Source organism: Streptomyces sp. NPDC059909 (assembly GCF_042730885.1).
Lineage (GTDB): Bacteria > Actinomycetota > Actinomycetes > Streptomycetales > Streptomycetaceae > Streptomyces.
Genome location: NZ_JBHWKX010000078.1, coordinates 17056 through 30433 on the forward strand (window position 1 = coordinate 17056; position 13378 = coordinate 30433).

Below are 13378 nucleotides of genomic sequence, written 5' to 3' on the forward strand. Positions count from 1 at the left end.
GCCTGGACACGGGTCGCCGCCCGGCCCGGTCACTTGAGCAGACGGGACAACCGGCGGTCGGCGAGCGGCTTGCCGCCCGTCTGGCAGGTGGGGCAGTACTGCAACGACGAGTCGTGGAACGAGACTTCGCGGATGGTGTCGCCGCACACCGGACAGGGCTCGCCGGTGCGGCCGTGCACCCGCAGGCCGCTCTTCTTCTCGGACTTGAGATTCCCGGCGGCGAGCCCGTGCGAGCGGTCGACGGCGTCCGTGAGCGTCGTGCGCATGGCCTCGTAGAGTCCGGTGATTTCGTCCTCGGTGAGTTTCGAGGTGAGTTTGTACGGCGACATCTTGGCGGCGTGCAGGATCTCGTCACTGTAGGCGTTGCCGATTCCGGCGATGAGGCTCTGGTCGCGCAGTGCGCCCTTGATCTGGCGGCGTTCACCTGCGAGGAGCCCCGCGAAGGCGTCCCGCCCGAAGCCGTCGGCGAGCGGGTCGGGGCCGAGCCGGGCGATGCCGGGGACCTCGGACGGGTCCCGCACGAGGTAGACGGCAAGCCGCTTCGTCGTACCGGCCTCGGTCAGGTCGAACCCGTCGCCACCGGTGAGCGCGGTGCGCAGCGCGAGCGGGCCCTTGCCGGGGCGGGGCACGCCGGACGGCAGGACGTCCTTCCACTGGAGCCAGCCCGCGCGGGCGAGATGGAAAACCAGGTGGAGCCCGCCCGTGGTGACGATGTCGAGGAACTTGCCGTGCCGGTGCACGGCGGTGACCTCCGTGCCCTCGACGGCGGTGAGGGGAGGGTCGTAGGTCTTGAGGACGCTGATGGCGACGGGCAGGACCTTGGCGATCTCCTTGCCGACCAGGTGGTCGTCGAGGAAGCCTCTCAGTGCGTCGACTTCTGGCAGTTCCGGCATGCCACCAGCGTGCCGCACCGGGCCGCCTGCGGCGAGCTTCTCCCCGTCCCGCCCCTTCCCGAACCGGGGGCAAGCCCCCAGCCCCCGCCGGGTCTCCACACCGGTCCCCGTTTCCGGGTGCTCCGCCTCCGAGCCTTGGGGTGCGCCCGGTACCGCGGGCGGGCCGGGGTGTCCGTCCTCAAACGCCGGACGGGCCGAAAGCGAGCCGCTACCTCGAGATGAGCCCGTTTGTCCGTCCTCAAACGCCGGACAGGCTGACAACCAGCCGTGCAGACGATTGAGACGCGGGGGCCGGGGGCGGAGCCCCCAAACCGGGGAACGGGAGCAGAGCCCCGCAACGGGCTCCGGCGCACAGCCCAGCCGGGCTTGGGGGCGAACCCCCGCCGGGGGTGCGGGGGCGGAGCCCGGAACGGGGCCTGGGCCGAAGCCCCGACGGGGTCCCGGGCGGAGGCCCCGTAATGGGGCCCGGGGCGAAACCCCGTCCAGGGTCCAGGGGCAGAGCCCCGACGGAGTCCGGGGCGGAGCCCCCGAAACACGGCCCGGGCCGAAGCTCCGACGGTGGTGCCGGCACGGGGCCCGCCGGGGATCCGGAGCGGAGCCCCGCCAGGTGCCCGGGGGCGGCCCCCGCAACGGGGGTCCGGGGCGATGCCCCGCGGGTGCCTCACCCCCAGTTCGCGAAGGGGCGGGAGTTCGCGAAGGGGCGGGGCGAGGAAAAGCCGGTGCTAACGGATCAGTGCCAGCAGTGACGCAAGCTCGTCCTCCATCGCCGCCGCGAGCCGGTCGACGTCCGGCAGGGCCTTGCCGTCGGCGACCAGGCCGACGTGGACATGGCCCCCGTACGTCGACATCGCGACGGCCAGCGACTGGCCACGGGCGAGCGGTGCCATGGGGTAGACCTCGCGCAGCGGGCAGCCCCCGAGCGACAGCGCCGACCGCGGCAGCGGCACGCTCGTCACGAGGACGTCGAAGAGCATCCTGGCGGCGTTCCCGGCCAGCGGCGCGCCGAAGCGGTGGGCCAGCGGCGGGAGTTGGTCGGCGAGGACCGCGACCGCGCCGGCGCCGCGCAGCGGGCCCGCCGCCTTGTTGCGGTCCATGGCGGTGCGGACCGCGTAGAGCCGGACCCAGGGATCGGACTCGGTGACGGGCAGCCCGAGGAGATACGCCGAGAGCCGGTTGCCGGAGCCGGGCGCGCTGCCGGGGCGGCGCCGCGACACCGGCACGAGGGCGCTGGGGTCGCTCAGCGGCAGCACGTCGCCCCGCTCGGTCATCCAGCGGCGCAGCGCCCCGGCCACGGTCGCGAGGAGCACGTCGTTCGCGGTCCCGCCGACGGCCCTGCGCATCTGCTGGACGTCGTCCAGGGACAGTACGGACGTGGCGAGCCGGCGCGTGCCGCTGGACGTGGCGCTGAGCGCGGCGGCGCCGCGCGGGTCGAGCCGGCCGGCGCGGGCGAGCGACGCACCGACGAGCGAGGCGCCGACGCCGAAGGCCCGGCCGAGGTCCTCGATCCGGCCGCGGGCCATCCCGGCGACCTGCCAGGGCCCCGGCAGCCAGGAGCGGGGCGGGACGCTGCGGGGCTTGCGGCCGTTCTTTCGGCCGCGCGGCGCGCGGGTGCCGGCGATCTCGTCGAAGATCCCGGCGCCGATGGCGACGGCGCGCATCCCGTCGGCGAGTGCATGGTGCAGTTTGACGAGCACCCCGAACGGGTCGCCCGATCCGCCCGTGAGCAGGTACATCTCCCACGGCGGCAGCCCGCGCTCCAGCGGACGCTCCATCAGTTCCCCGGCGATGCGGGTCGCGGCCCCGGCGAAGTCCCCGGCGGGCAGCCGCACCTGGCGGACGTGCCGGCGCACGTCGAAGTCCTTGTCGACGGCCCAGGCGGCCCCGCCGACGGGCAGCAGGACGTCCCGCACCCGCATCCGCAGCCGGGGGATCGCGGCGGCGCGGGTGGCGAGCAGCTCGAGGATCTCCTCGTTGCCGCGTTCACCGGCCGGGGGCTGGGCGAAGAAGGCCAGCGCTCCGAGGTGCATCGGGTGGTCGGCGGTCTCGAGATGCCAGAAAGCCAGGTCAAGGGGTGCCAGGGGCTCAGCGCTCAAGGAAGTCCTCAGGTTCTGGAAGGCCGGAACACAGGCAACGCGGGGTACACGGAAGAACGGGAGTCGGAAGCTACGAGGAGTCAGGGAGTACGGGGCACAGGAATAGGCAGTCAATCGCCTGCGATCGGTTACGGTCAAGTACAGCCACGTTACATAGGGTTACCATTCGGTAGTGATCAGGTTGCGGAGCGGTCAGGGACGCGCGCCGGGACGATGAACTCGCACCACACACATTTGCCGCTGCCGCGTGACTCCACACCCCAGATGTCCGCCAGCCGGTCCACCAGCATCAGCCCCCGGCCCGAGACCCCGGACTCCCCCGCCTCCCGGCGGCGCGGCAGCGCGCTGGACAGGTCCTCGACCTCGACCCGCAACCGCCGCTCCGGCCCCGACAGCACCCGTGCGGTCACGATCGCGCCACCGTCGGTGTGCATCAGTGCGTTGGTCATCAGCTCGTCGGCGGCGAGCTCGATCTCGTCGGACCGCTCCCCCGCGCCCCACGCCCCTACCGCCGCCCGGATCATGTGCCGGGCGGAGCTCAGCGCCTCCGGGTCGTTCTGGGCGACGTGCTGCTGCAGCCTGCCGCCGGCCCGCGGGGCGTAGGCGCCGTGGCGGCGCAGCAGCAGGAGCGCCACATCGTCCTGGCCCCCGCGTTCGTCGACCTCCTCGCAGAGCCGGTCGGCGAGCAGCTGGAGGTTGCCCGGGCCGCTGCGGACCATGGCGGTGAGCAACTGCATGCCGTCGTCGAGGTCGGAGCCCGGCTGTTCGACGAGCCCGTCGGTGTAGAGCAGCAGGGTCTGCCCGGGGTCGAGTTCGACGGTGGCGACGGGGTACTCGAGCCGGCCGAACTCGGCGGAGAGCCCGAGCGGCAGCCCGCCGTTCACCGGTATGCGGCGGCAGTCGCCGTCGTTGTCGCACATCAGCGGGTCGACATGCCCGGCCCGCACCATCTGGACCACGCCGGTCGTCAGATCGGCTTCCGCGTAGATGCAGGTGGCGAAGCGTTCGGTGTCCAGCTCGTGCAGGAAGACGGAGGCGCGGGCCATCACCGTCGCCGGCGTGTGGCCCTCGGCCGCGTACGCGCGCAGCACGATGCGCAGCTGTCCCATCACCGCGGCGGCATGCGTGTCGTGGCCCTGTACGTCGCCGATGACCGCGCCGACGCGGCCGCCGGGCAGCGGGATGACGTCGTACCAGTCGCCGCCGATGTCCCGGCCGAGGCGTGCCGAGCGGTAGCGGACCGCGATCTGCGCGCCGGGGACGGACGGGATCCGGCGCGGCAGCATGGCCTGCTGCAGGCCCTCGGCGAGATCGTGGTCCTGCTCGTAGAGAACGGCACGCTGGAGGCTCTGCGCGATGCTGCTGCCGAGCGCGACCAGCAGATTGCGCTCCTCGGTGGTGAAGCCGGTCTTGTCGCGGTAGAGCAGTCCGAGGGCGCCGATGGGGCGGGCCTGGGCGATGAGCGGCATATAGGCGGCGGAGGTGATGCCCAGTCCGCTGATGTGCGGCCACAGCCTCGGGTACGAGCCCGCGAAGTCCTCCTTGGACTCGATGAAGCGGGGTGCGAGGGTGCGGATGACCTCGCTCATCGGGTACTGCTCGTCGACCCTGGTGTAGCGCGTGCCGGGGACGAACGAGCCCTCGGGGCCCTCGGCGACCAGGTGGATCCTGCCGGACTCCAGCAGACCCATGACGAGGCTGGTGGCCCCGAGGTGCTCGAGTCCGTGGGAGTCCTTGAGGACGTCGATGACGTCCTTGACGGTCCTGGCGTGGGCGAGCGCGGCCGTGGTGCTCTCGACGACGCTGGTCTGCCGTCGGCGCTCCGCGTCGAGCTCGACGCGCGCGCCGGAGTCGGCGAGCTCCTGGGTCGCGTCGCGGACGATGCCGATGATGCGGTGGGGACGGCCGGCGTGGTCGCGCTGGACCGAACCCTGGGTGTGGGTCCAGCGCATGGTGCCGTCGCGGCAGCGGATCCGGAAGTACGCGCCGTAGGTGGGGGCGCCGCTCTTCAGGGCCTGGGACACCAGACCGTCGAGCCGGATCGCTTCGCTGGGCGGGACCCGGGAGGTCAGACTCTCGGGGCGCCCGTCGTACTCCTCGGCCGTCACGTCGAACACGTCGAGAGCGGCCTGGTCCAAGTGCATCAGCCCGCTGTCGAGATCCCAGTCGAAGCTGCCCATGTGGTTGAGGGCCAGGCTCAGATCCGGGTCGGCGGGCCAGTCGTCGGGAAGCGACACGGCACCCGCTGCCCGATCAACCATGGTGACACTCTGCCATCATTTGTCCGATTTTTCGAGCGAACGGGTGGTCCGCCCGCCCACCCGTTCCGTTCGACCGCTCGCTCAGCCCCGGCGGGCCTCACCGCCACCGGCGGGCGCCGGCACCGCATTCGGCCGGACGTCGGGCACGGTGGTCTCCGGAGCGGTCGTGCCGGCACCGCCGCGGCCGCTGCTCGGGCTCCCGGCCTGACCGCCGCCCTGACCGCTGCGGGGGGCGTCGCCCGGGCCGAAGAGGACGTCGTCGTCGGACCCGGTCACGAAGCCGTCCACGGTGCTGCCCTCCGTGTCGGACTGGCCGTCCGTGCTCCCGCCCTCCGGGAGCGTCGCCTGGTCGCCGCCGATGGGGCCGTCGGGAACGGGCGCGGGCTCCGGGGCGCCACCGGAACCGCCGGAGCCGTTGCCGTCGGGGGCCGTCGGCACACCCTGCCGGCCCGAGGGGTTCGCGTCCGGGACGATGGGCTTGGGGGCCACGGCGCCGGGGCTCGCCGCGTTCGGGTTCTGCGCGTTCGGGCTCGCCGTGCTGGAGCCCGACGGGTTCGGGTTCTGCGGGTAGGGGCCCGCCGACTGGGACTCGGGCACCTCGGTCACGTGCAGTCCGGGATCGTACGTCGGCGGCACTTCCGGTGCACGGTCGGCCTCGCCGTCGGTGCCGCTCTTCCGTGCCAGCCAGGAGTTGCTCGCCATGTCCGCGATGATCAGGCTGTCGATCATCTGGGCGGCGCGGGTGATGACCACGACGCGCCCGCGGTCGTAGCCGGGCCAGGCCTTGCCCTGCTCCTCGGGGTCGGCGGAGTCGACCACCGGCGAGGCCACGGGACTGCCGGAGGCGCAGCGGACCCGGGGCGAGCCCTGCTCGTCGACCAGGACGGCCGTACCCCCCTGGAGGACGGCCTGGAAGCGGTGGGCGGCGCCGTCGCGGTAGCCGTGCCCCGTGACCCGCGCGTCGGCGCGCAGGACCACGGGGGTGAGGCCGCGCAGGAACGCCGGGATGTCCTCCTGGCTGACGCCGGCGCCGTGCGCGAAGGCGCGGCCCTTGTTGCCGTCGGCCATGAGGAAGCGGATCTGCTGCTCGACGTCGCAGCTCGCGACCGAGTGCCTCCCGCCGTACAGACCGGGCGTGGAACCGAGCACCGTGCGGATCGACCGGAAGGATCCGGCCGACGCGGAGGCGCGCGGCACGGGGAGCTTCCCGGCCGCGCCCATGACGGTGGCCGTCGACGGGGTGAAGGGATCGGGACCCTGCTCCAGGGCCGGCTGAAGATGGACCTGCTGCTTGGCAATCGCGCCGGCCTGGCCCGAATTCGTCAGACTGCTGCAGCCCGTGACCAGCGCCGCGACCGTCAGGCCGGCCGACAGCGCGGCGAGCCCGGCGTGTCGGCGATACATCGGTGAGCGCACGAACATGACCCGCCATCTCCCGCCTGTTGTGTGTTGACCCGGAGTGATCACTCTTGTTCATGCCGCATTCCGGCCCATCCCGCGACTTGAACATGTTCAACAGGAGGCCCTAGACTCAAGAAGCAGGAATTGAACATGTTCAAGCAGGGGGTGGGGGCATGAACGCCCTGGTCGGCGTCATCGTGATGCTCGGCATGCTGGTGATCGTCCCGGCGGGACTCCGCCTGATCGGGGACCCGGAACCGGTGCTGCTGCGCCGGCTGTGGCCGCTGCTCGCAGCGCCGGGAGCGGTGGCCCTCTGGCTGCCGCGCGGGACCGTCGCCACCGCCCTGGCCTCGGCGTACGCCCTGGCCACCGTGGTCCTCGCCCTCCACGCCCCGGCCCGCCTGCGGCGCACCGGCTCGCTCGCGCCCGCCGAGATCGCCGCACTGACCGCCCTGGTCACTCCCGCGGTCGCGGGTGTCGCCCTGGTGGCCGAACGTTCCGGGCACCGGCTCTTCGGCTTCGACCTGGAGATCCTGGCGCTGACCGTGCCGCACTTCCACTTCGCGGGCTTCGCAGCCGCGCTGGTGGCGGGGCTGGTGTGCCGGGCCGCGGACGGGCCGGCGGGCCGCTTCGCGGCGCGAAGTGTCCCGCTCGGCACCGTGCTCGTCCTCGGCGGCTACTTCGTCGGCGACTGGGCCGAACTGGCCGGGGCCCTCGTCCTGACCGCGGGCATGTGGGCCGTCGCCCTGCTGACCTGGCGGAATGTGCGCAAGGACAGCGCCGAACGGCTGACGCGCACACTTCTCGCGGTGTCTGCGGCCGTTCTGGTGGCGACGATGCTCCTCGCACTGAGCTGGGCGGTGGGCGAGGCCACCGGCCTGCCGCACCCGAACCTCACCTGGATGGCCGCGACCCACGGCCTCGGCAACGCACTGGGTTTCGCACTCTGCTCCGTGCTGGCCTGGCACCGACTGAAGGAGACCACCGCATGAACGCCACCGACGGACTCAGCTACCGCGAGATCGGCGCCACCCGCCTCGGTCCGCTCCCGGAGGGCTACCACCACCTCCACCACCGCACCCGCATCGGCCGCGGCCGCGCCGTCTTCGAGGCCGCCGGCACCGCGGTCACCACCTGGCGCATGCACCGCGCGACGGGCGCCGGGGTGCGGGCCTCCTCGCCGCACGCCGAGCCGGGCGCGACCGTCGAGATCTCCCTGGGCCTCGGGCCGCTGCGGTTCCGGGTCCCCTGCCAGGTGATCTGGACGGAGTACGAGGCGCACCGCACCGGCTTCGCGTACGGCACCCGCGCAGGCCATCCGGAGTGCGGGGAGGAGTCCTTCGCCGTGGAGCTCGGGGACGACGGATCGGTCTGGTTCACGGTGATGGCCTTCAGCAGGCCGGACGTCTGGTACACACGGCTCGCCCGACCCCTCGTACCGCCGCTGCAGCGCCTGTACGCCCGCAGGCTCGGCGCCGTACTGCGACGGATCGCGGCGCAGGCCGATACTGGAGGTACCGGAGGTCCGCGATGGAGTGGTTCACGGCACCCGACTACTGGCTGAGCAGGCTCGCCTTCCAGCGGACGCTGGCCGCGATCTACCTCGTCGGCTTCCTGGGTGCCGCGCTCCAGTTCCGGGCGCTGATCGGGGCGCGCGGCATGCTCCCGGTGCCCGAGTTCGTACGGCTCGTGCCGATGCGGCGGGCACCGAGCCTGTTCCAACTCCACTACTCGGACCGGCTCTTCGCGTGCTGCGCCTGGGCCGGGGCGGTGCTGTCGGCGGCGCTGGTGGGCGGGGCGGCCGACCAGCTGCCGCTGTGGACCGCGATGCTGTGGTGGGCGGTGCTGTGGGCGCTGTACCTGTCGATCGTCAATGTGGGGCAGACCTGGTACGCCTTCGGCTGGGAGTCACTGCTGCTGGAGGCGGGATTCCTCGCGATCTTCCTCGGGAACGAACGCACCGCACCGCCCGTGCTGGTGCTGTGGCTGCTGCGCTGGCTGCTGTTCCGGGTGGAGTTCGGCGCGGGTCTGATCAAGGTCCGCGGCGACGAGTGCTGGCGCAGGCTGACGTGTCTCTACTTCCACCATGAGACGCAGCCGATGCCGGGCCCGCTGAGCTGGTTCTTCCACCATCTGCCGGGGCCGCTCCACCGGGTCGAGGCCGCGGCCAACCACGTCACCCAACTGGTCGTGCCGGTCCTCCTGTTCGCCCCTCAGCCGATCGCGAGCGCGGCCGCGGGAATGATCGTGCTGACCCAGTTGTGGCTCGTCCTGTCGGGCAACTTCTCCTGGCTGAACTGGGTGACGATCGCGCTGGCCCTGCCCGCCATCGACGGTTCCCTGGTCAGCGGGCCGCATCCGCTCCCCGCTCCGCCGCTCTGGTACGAGATCGTCGTCATCGCCGTGACCGTCATGGTGCTGGTCCTCAGCTACCACCCGGTCCGCAATCTGATCTCCCGGCGCCAGGCGATGAACCGCTCCTTCGACCCTTTGCACCTGGTCAACACGTACGGGGCGTTCGGCACCGTAGGGCGGGTGCGGTTCGAGGTCGTCGTGGAGGGCACGGACGAGCGGGTGCTGCGGCCCGGCACGGTCTGGCGGGAGTACCAGTTCCACGGCAAACCGGGCGACATCCGGCGGCTCCCCCGCCAGTTCGCCCCGTACCATCTGCGTCTCGACTGGCTGATGTGGTTCGCGGCGCTCTCCCCCGCGTACGCCCGTCCCTGGTTCGGCGCCTTCGTCGAGCGGCTGCTGGAGAACGACCGCGACACGCTGAAGCTGCTGCGGCGCAACCCGTTCCCCGACGCACCGCCGGTGTACGTCCGGGCGCGGCTCTACCACTACGAGTTCACGAGCTGGCGTCAGCTGCGGGCCACGGGTGCCTGGTGGCAGCGGCGCTATCTGCGGGACTTCCTGCCGCCGAGCCGGCTGAGCACGACGGACATATCAGCTGAACGGGTGTAAACAGTGCGCAAAAAGGATGTAAACAGCCTCGTACCCCCTGGCCCGTCCCAGGCCAGGGGGTACGTCATCCAGCGACCGGGTCAGTCGACGCCGGGCAGGATGTGCGGTTCCTCGAGGTCGTCCTCGTATCCGGCGAGCCGGATGGGTGCGGACCTGGCCCAGACCTCCAGGCTGCCGAGCTCGTCGGGCCTGCCGGCCCGCTCGCTGCGCTGCGCCGGTCGCTGGTCCTGCTTCGTCACTTCAGTTGTCACCGCGCACTCCTCTGTGTCGCGTAACAGGGGGACAGGGGCAATTCGGTCGCGGTGGCGCCGTTTCCAGGCGGGATCGCGGCCGTGGTTGTGGGCCTGGTCCCAGGACGGCCGAGGGGTTTCGTGGGCCCTTGGTGGCCGTCCGTGGGCACCAGCCTAACCAAATGAGCGCCCCCGCGCTCGATGGGGAACGTCACATCGGGTGTTCCTGTACAGGAAAACACTGAGAAATGACGACCCATCGGGTACAGGAAACCCCCGGACGGCCCTGCGCGCCCGGGGGTTGCGGCCGAACGGGTTACCAGTTCGCCCGCTCGTAGTCCTTGAGGAAGCAGCCGAAAAGATCCTCGCCGTCCTCGCCCCGGACGATCGGGTCGTAGACGCGGGCGGCGCCGTCGACGAGGTCGAGCGGGGCGTGGAAGCCCTCGGCCGCGAGCCGGACCTTGTCCGGGTGCGGGCGCTCGTCGGTGATCCAGCCGGTGTCGACGGCGGTCATCAGGATGCGGTCTGTCTCGAACATCTCCTGGGCGCTGGTGCGGGTCAGCATGTTCAGCGCGGCCTTGGCCATGTTGGTGTGCGGGTGGCCCGCACCCTTGTAGCCACGGCTGAAGACGCCCTCCATGGCGGAGACGTTCACGACGTACTTGCGCTTGGCCGCCGAGGCGGCCATCGCCGGGCGCAGCCGGCTGATGAGGATGAACGGCGCGGTGGAGTTGCAGAGCTGCACTTCGAGCAGCTCGACCGGGTCGACCTCGGAGACGGTCTGGATCCAGCTGTTGGTGTCGTGCAGGTCGGGGACGAGGCCGCCGGCGTCGATGGCGGTGCCCGCCTCGATGCGGGCGAGCGAGGCCGAGCCGGACACCAGCGCCAGTTCGGTCACGTCCTGGGCGGTCAGCGCGTCGGACTCGGAGCGGGCGGCGGGCAGCGCCGCGACCCGGTCCACGCTGCCGCTGCCGAAGGTGCCGATCACCTGGGCGGCGGGCAGCTCGCCCGCGGGCAGCGGAGCCCCCTCGGCGGCGACGAGCTCGCTGTACGCCTGCGGGGAGCGGCGCACGGTCTGCGCGGCGTTGTTGATCAGGATGTCGAGCGGCCCCTCGGCGGCGACCGAGTCGGCAAGCGCGACGACCTGCGCGGGGTCACGCAGATCGATGCCGACGATCTTGAGACGGTGGATCCACTCGTCGCTGTCCGGCATCGCCTTGAAGCGGCGGATCGCGTCGCTCGGGAAGCGCGTGGTGATCGTGGTGTGGGCACCGTCACGCAGGAGCCGCAGCGCGATGTACATACCGATCTTGGCCCGGCCGCCGGTGAGCAGGGCGCGCCGGCCGGTGAGGTCGGTGCGGGCGTCGCGGCGGGCACGGTTCTCGGCGGCGCACTTCTGGCACAGCTGGTGGTAGAACGCGTCGACCTCGACGTAGCGGGCTTTGCAGATGTAGCAGGACCGGGGGCGCTGGAGTATGCCCGCGATCTCGCCGACCACGGACGAGGAGGGCAGCAGGCCCTGCGTCTCGTCGTCGATGCGCTCGGCCGAGCCGGTCGCGGTGGTCTCGGTGACGGCCTTGTCATGGGCGGTCTTGGCGGCCCGGCGCTCCTGGCGGCGGCGCTGCTTCACGGTCCGGTAGATCCCAGCGGTGGCCCGCCGGACCGCGATCGCGTCGGGGTGGTCGACCTCGATCCTGTCGAGCTCATCGAGAACGCTCAGGCAGACGGCCAGGCGCTCCGGGTCGATGCCCAGCCCGTACTCCTGGTCCGGCCCGCACTCCTGGCCGGGGCCGTCCTGTGTCACCGTCATCGCCGCTGCCGTTCCGTTCGCCGTGTCGCGTGAAGTTTCCAAAAGCGGAACTTTACGTCAGTCAGGTGACCCGACGCCAAACCGTCTCGTTGCGGACGGCTCCCGTACCGCCTCAGGGGCATGACAAGATCGCACGTGATGACGGAAACGACAGGCTGTGTCCTGTGCGGCGGAACGGTCGCCCCCGACGGCCGTTGCTGGGATTGCGGTGGGGCGCAGCCGGCTTTCCGCGCGCATGTGGAGATCACGGCGGACGACGGCGCGGCGGGAGTCAGCGACCGCGGCAAACGGCGCGGCATCAACGCTGACGCCATGGCCCTGACCAGGACCGGCGTGTGGACGATCGGGGTCGTCTGCGACGGCGTGTCCATGTCGCCCCGGGCCGAGCGGGCCGCTCAGGTCGCGGCCGAGGCCGGCGCGGCAGCCCTTGCGGCACGGCTGCGGGCTGGTGTCCTCCCGGAGATCGCCCTCGCCGACGCCGCCGTGCGCGCGGGTCGTGCGGTGTCCGCCCTGGCCACGTCGGTGGACGCGGCGCCGGCCTGCACGTACGTCGCAGGCATCGCCGGCCCGGAGGGCATCTGGAGCGCCTGGGTCGGCGACAGCCGTGCGTACTGGCTGCCCATCGAGGGGCCGGGGATGGCGCTGACCGAGGACGACACGGGCGAGCTCGACGTCCTCGCGGCCTGGCTGGGGGCAGACGCCGGTGAACCGGCGCCGCGCATCCGGAGCTACCGGCCACCGGGACCCGGCCGTCTGCTGCTGTGCACGGACGGACTGTGGCGCTGTCTGCCCGGCGTCGATGCGCTACGCGCCATGGTTACCCGTGACAGGCGCGCACCGGCTGTCGGCGGCGGCCTGCTGGGGGATGCGCGGAGGCTGGTCGGGCACGCGCTCGACGCCGGCGGCGACGACAACATCACCGCACTGCTCATCCCGGTGACCGCCGGCGCAGCGACGGTGACGGCGGCCGGGGCGACCTAACGCCCTTGGGGGAAATACCGGCTGGGTTGGCCGGCCGTGACATGAGTACGGGTCCGTTGACGAGAACCCACGCCGAGCGTGCGCGGTTGCGCACGTTGACCCCGGCGACGTGGTCGGCCGGGCCGGCGAGCCCGCACCGACGACAGCAGAAGGTGTCCCGGACGGGACGGTTGCTCCTCGCTGTATGACCGCATCTGGGGCACATCTGCGAGGTGTAGTGGGCATCCACCGCAATCACCGGTACCCCGGCCCGCCGGGCCTTGTACCGGACGTGTTCCTCGAGCTGGTGGAACGGCCAGGAGGAGAGCGCGGCCCGCTGGTCGCGAAAAGGCCGTACCCGGTCACGGATGCCACTCAGTTCCTCGAGGGCGATACCGCGTCCGGTGCTCCCCCAGAGCTTCGCCTGGGAGGTACCCCCAGCGACGGCCACGATCTCCTTGCTGATCCTATGGTTGACATGGGCTGCGTACCGGGCTTCTCTCTTCGCCCGGCGCTTGGCCCGCCGAGCGGCGGACCGGGTCCGCTTCGCCTGCAACTCCGCTCGCTTGCGGGCGTGCCAGCGCCGGCGCATTAATCGGTTCAGCATGTGGATCTTCTGGAATGCATCGGCACGGGAGATGGAACGGAGCCGGCGGATGGAGCTGCGGCATGTCAACTTGACCCGGCCGTAAACGACCGGGCTTGGAGGTAGCGCCCAACTGGCTGCCGGGTGGACTCCTCCGTCCAGACACCCCTATGGGGTGGC

11 protein-coding genes are annotated in these 13378 nt (G+C 71.9%); 4 read left to right on the plus strand and 7 right to left on the minus strand.

The window, feature by feature from the left end:
• Nucleotides 1–29: 29 nt before the first annotated feature.
• The 4 genes from ACFV9O_RS33530 to ACFV9O_RS33545 all read right to left on the minus strand — a co-directional run bounded on the left by ACFV9O_RS33530 (nucleotide 30) and on the right by ACFV9O_RS33545 (nucleotide 6669).
• Entirely contained in the window at nucleotides 30–893 is an 864-nt protein-coding gene (locus tag ACFV9O_RS33530) for an Fpg/Nei family DNA glycosylase (protein WP_385424759.1), read from the minus strand.
• 722 nt (nucleotides 894–1615) lie between these two features.
• Entirely contained in the window at nucleotides 1616–2986 is a 1371-nt protein-coding gene (locus ACFV9O_RS33535) for a wax ester/triacylglycerol synthase family O-acyltransferase (protein WP_385424762.1), read from the minus strand.
• Nucleotides 2987–3162: 176 nt separating this feature from the next.
• Nucleotides 3163–5247 carry a SpoIIE family protein phosphatase gene (locus ACFV9O_RS33540; protein WP_385424765.1) on the minus strand — a complete coding sequence of 695 codons (2085 nt, stop codon included), beginning with the start codon at nucleotides 5245–5247 and terminating at the stop codon, nucleotides 3163–3165.
• Nucleotides 5248–5328: 81 nt separating this feature from the next.
• Entirely contained in the window at nucleotides 5329–6669 is a 1341-nt protein-coding gene (locus ACFV9O_RS33545) for a DUF6777 domain-containing protein (protein WP_385424768.1), read from the minus strand.
• Nucleotides 6670–6821: 152 nt separating this feature from the next.
• Between ACFV9O_RS33545 and ACFV9O_RS33550 the strand changes: the two genes are divergently transcribed.
• From ACFV9O_RS33550 to ACFV9O_RS33560, 3 genes are read left to right on the plus strand one after another with little or no spacing between them, the layout of a single operon-like run.
• On the plus strand, nucleotides 6822–7640 hold the full coding sequence (locus ACFV9O_RS33550) for a YndJ family protein (RefSeq protein WP_385424771.1): 819 nt from the start codon (nucleotides 6822–6824) through the stop codon (nucleotides 7638–7640).
• Nucleotides 7637–8212 (plus strand): DUF1990 family protein, encoded by a 576-nt coding sequence (locus tag ACFV9O_RS33555; RefSeq protein WP_385424773.1) that lies wholly within the window; start codon nucleotides 7637–7639, stop codon nucleotides 8210–8212. Before ACFV9O_RS33550 ends, ACFV9O_RS33555 begins: the two co-directional genes overlap by 4 nt.
• Nucleotides 8179–9612, plus strand: coding sequence for a lipase maturation factor family protein (locus ACFV9O_RS33560; protein WP_385424776.1), 1434 nt, complete (start codon nucleotides 8179–8181; stop codon nucleotides 9610–9612). The genes ACFV9O_RS33555 and ACFV9O_RS33560 overlap by 34 nt, the downstream gene beginning before the upstream one ends.
• An 80-nt stretch (nucleotides 9613–9692) precedes the next feature.
• On the opposite strand, the gene ACFV9O_RS33565 is transcribed toward ACFV9O_RS33560, so the two are convergent.
• Complete coding sequence (locus ACFV9O_RS33565; protein WP_385424779.1) at nucleotides 9693–9863, minus strand: hypothetical protein; 171 nt, start codon at nucleotides 9861–9863, stop codon at nucleotides 9693–9695.
• Between the two features lie 295 nt (nucleotides 9864–10158).
• Complete coding sequence (locus tag ACFV9O_RS33570) at nucleotides 10159–11652, minus strand: SDR family NAD(P)-dependent oxidoreductase (RefSeq protein ID WP_385424781.1); 1494 nt, start codon at nucleotides 11650–11652, stop codon at nucleotides 10159–10161.
• A gap of 138 nt (nucleotides 11653–11790) precedes the next feature.
• Between ACFV9O_RS33570 and ACFV9O_RS33575 the strand changes: the two genes are divergently transcribed.
• On the plus strand, nucleotides 11791–12633 hold the full coding sequence (locus ACFV9O_RS33575) for a PP2C family protein-serine/threonine phosphatase (RefSeq protein WP_385424784.1): 843 nt from the start codon (nucleotides 11791–11793) through the stop codon (nucleotides 12631–12633).
• Here ACFV9O_RS33575 and ACFV9O_RS33580 read toward each other — a convergent pair.
• The gene (locus tag ACFV9O_RS33580) at nucleotides 12581–13219 is read right to left on the minus strand and encodes a zinc ribbon domain-containing protein (protein WP_385424786.1); all 639 of its coding nucleotides are present in this window, start codon (nucleotides 13217–13219) and stop codon (nucleotides 12581–12583) included. The genes ACFV9O_RS33575 and ACFV9O_RS33580 overlap by 53 nt on opposite strands.
• Between the last annotated feature and the right edge of the window lie 159 nt (nucleotides 13220–13378).

Excerpts from the sequence above, each read along its gene's own strand:
- ACFV9O_RS33530 (WP_385424759.1), bottom strand. The coding sequence starts at position 893 with ATGCCGGAACTGCCAGAAGTCGACGCACTGAGAGGCTTCCTCGACGAC.
- ACFV9O_RS33540 (WP_385424765.1), bottom strand. The coding sequence starts at position 5,247 with ATGGTTGATCGGGCAGCGGGTGCCGTGTCGCTTCCCGACGACTGGCCC.
- ACFV9O_RS33545 (WP_385424768.1), bottom strand. The coding sequence starts at position 6,669 with ATGTTCGTGCGCTCACCGATGTATCGCCGACACGCCGGGCTCGCCGCG.
- ACFV9O_RS33550 (WP_385424771.1), top strand. The coding sequence starts at position 6,822 with ATGAACGCCCTGGTCGGCGTCATCGTGATGCTCGGCATGCTGGTGATC.
- ACFV9O_RS33555 (WP_385424773.1), top strand. The coding sequence starts at position 7,637 with ATGAACGCCACCGACGGACTCAGCTACCGCGAGATCGGCGCCACCCGC.
- ACFV9O_RS33560 (WP_385424776.1), top strand. The coding sequence starts at position 8,179 with ATGGAGTGGTTCACGGCACCCGACTACTGGCTGAGCAGGCTCGCCTTC.
- ACFV9O_RS33570 (WP_385424781.1), bottom strand. The coding sequence starts at position 11,652 with ATGACGGTGACACAGGACGGCCCCGGCCAGGAGTGCGGGCCGGACCAG.
- ACFV9O_RS33575 (WP_385424784.1), top strand. The coding sequence starts at position 11,791 with ATGACGGAAACGACAGGCTGTGTCCTGTGCGGCGGAACGGTCGCCCCC.
- ACFV9O_RS33580 (WP_385424786.1), bottom strand. The coding sequence starts at position 13,219 with ATGCTGAACCGATTAATGCGCCGGCGCTGGCACGCCCGCAAGCGAGCG.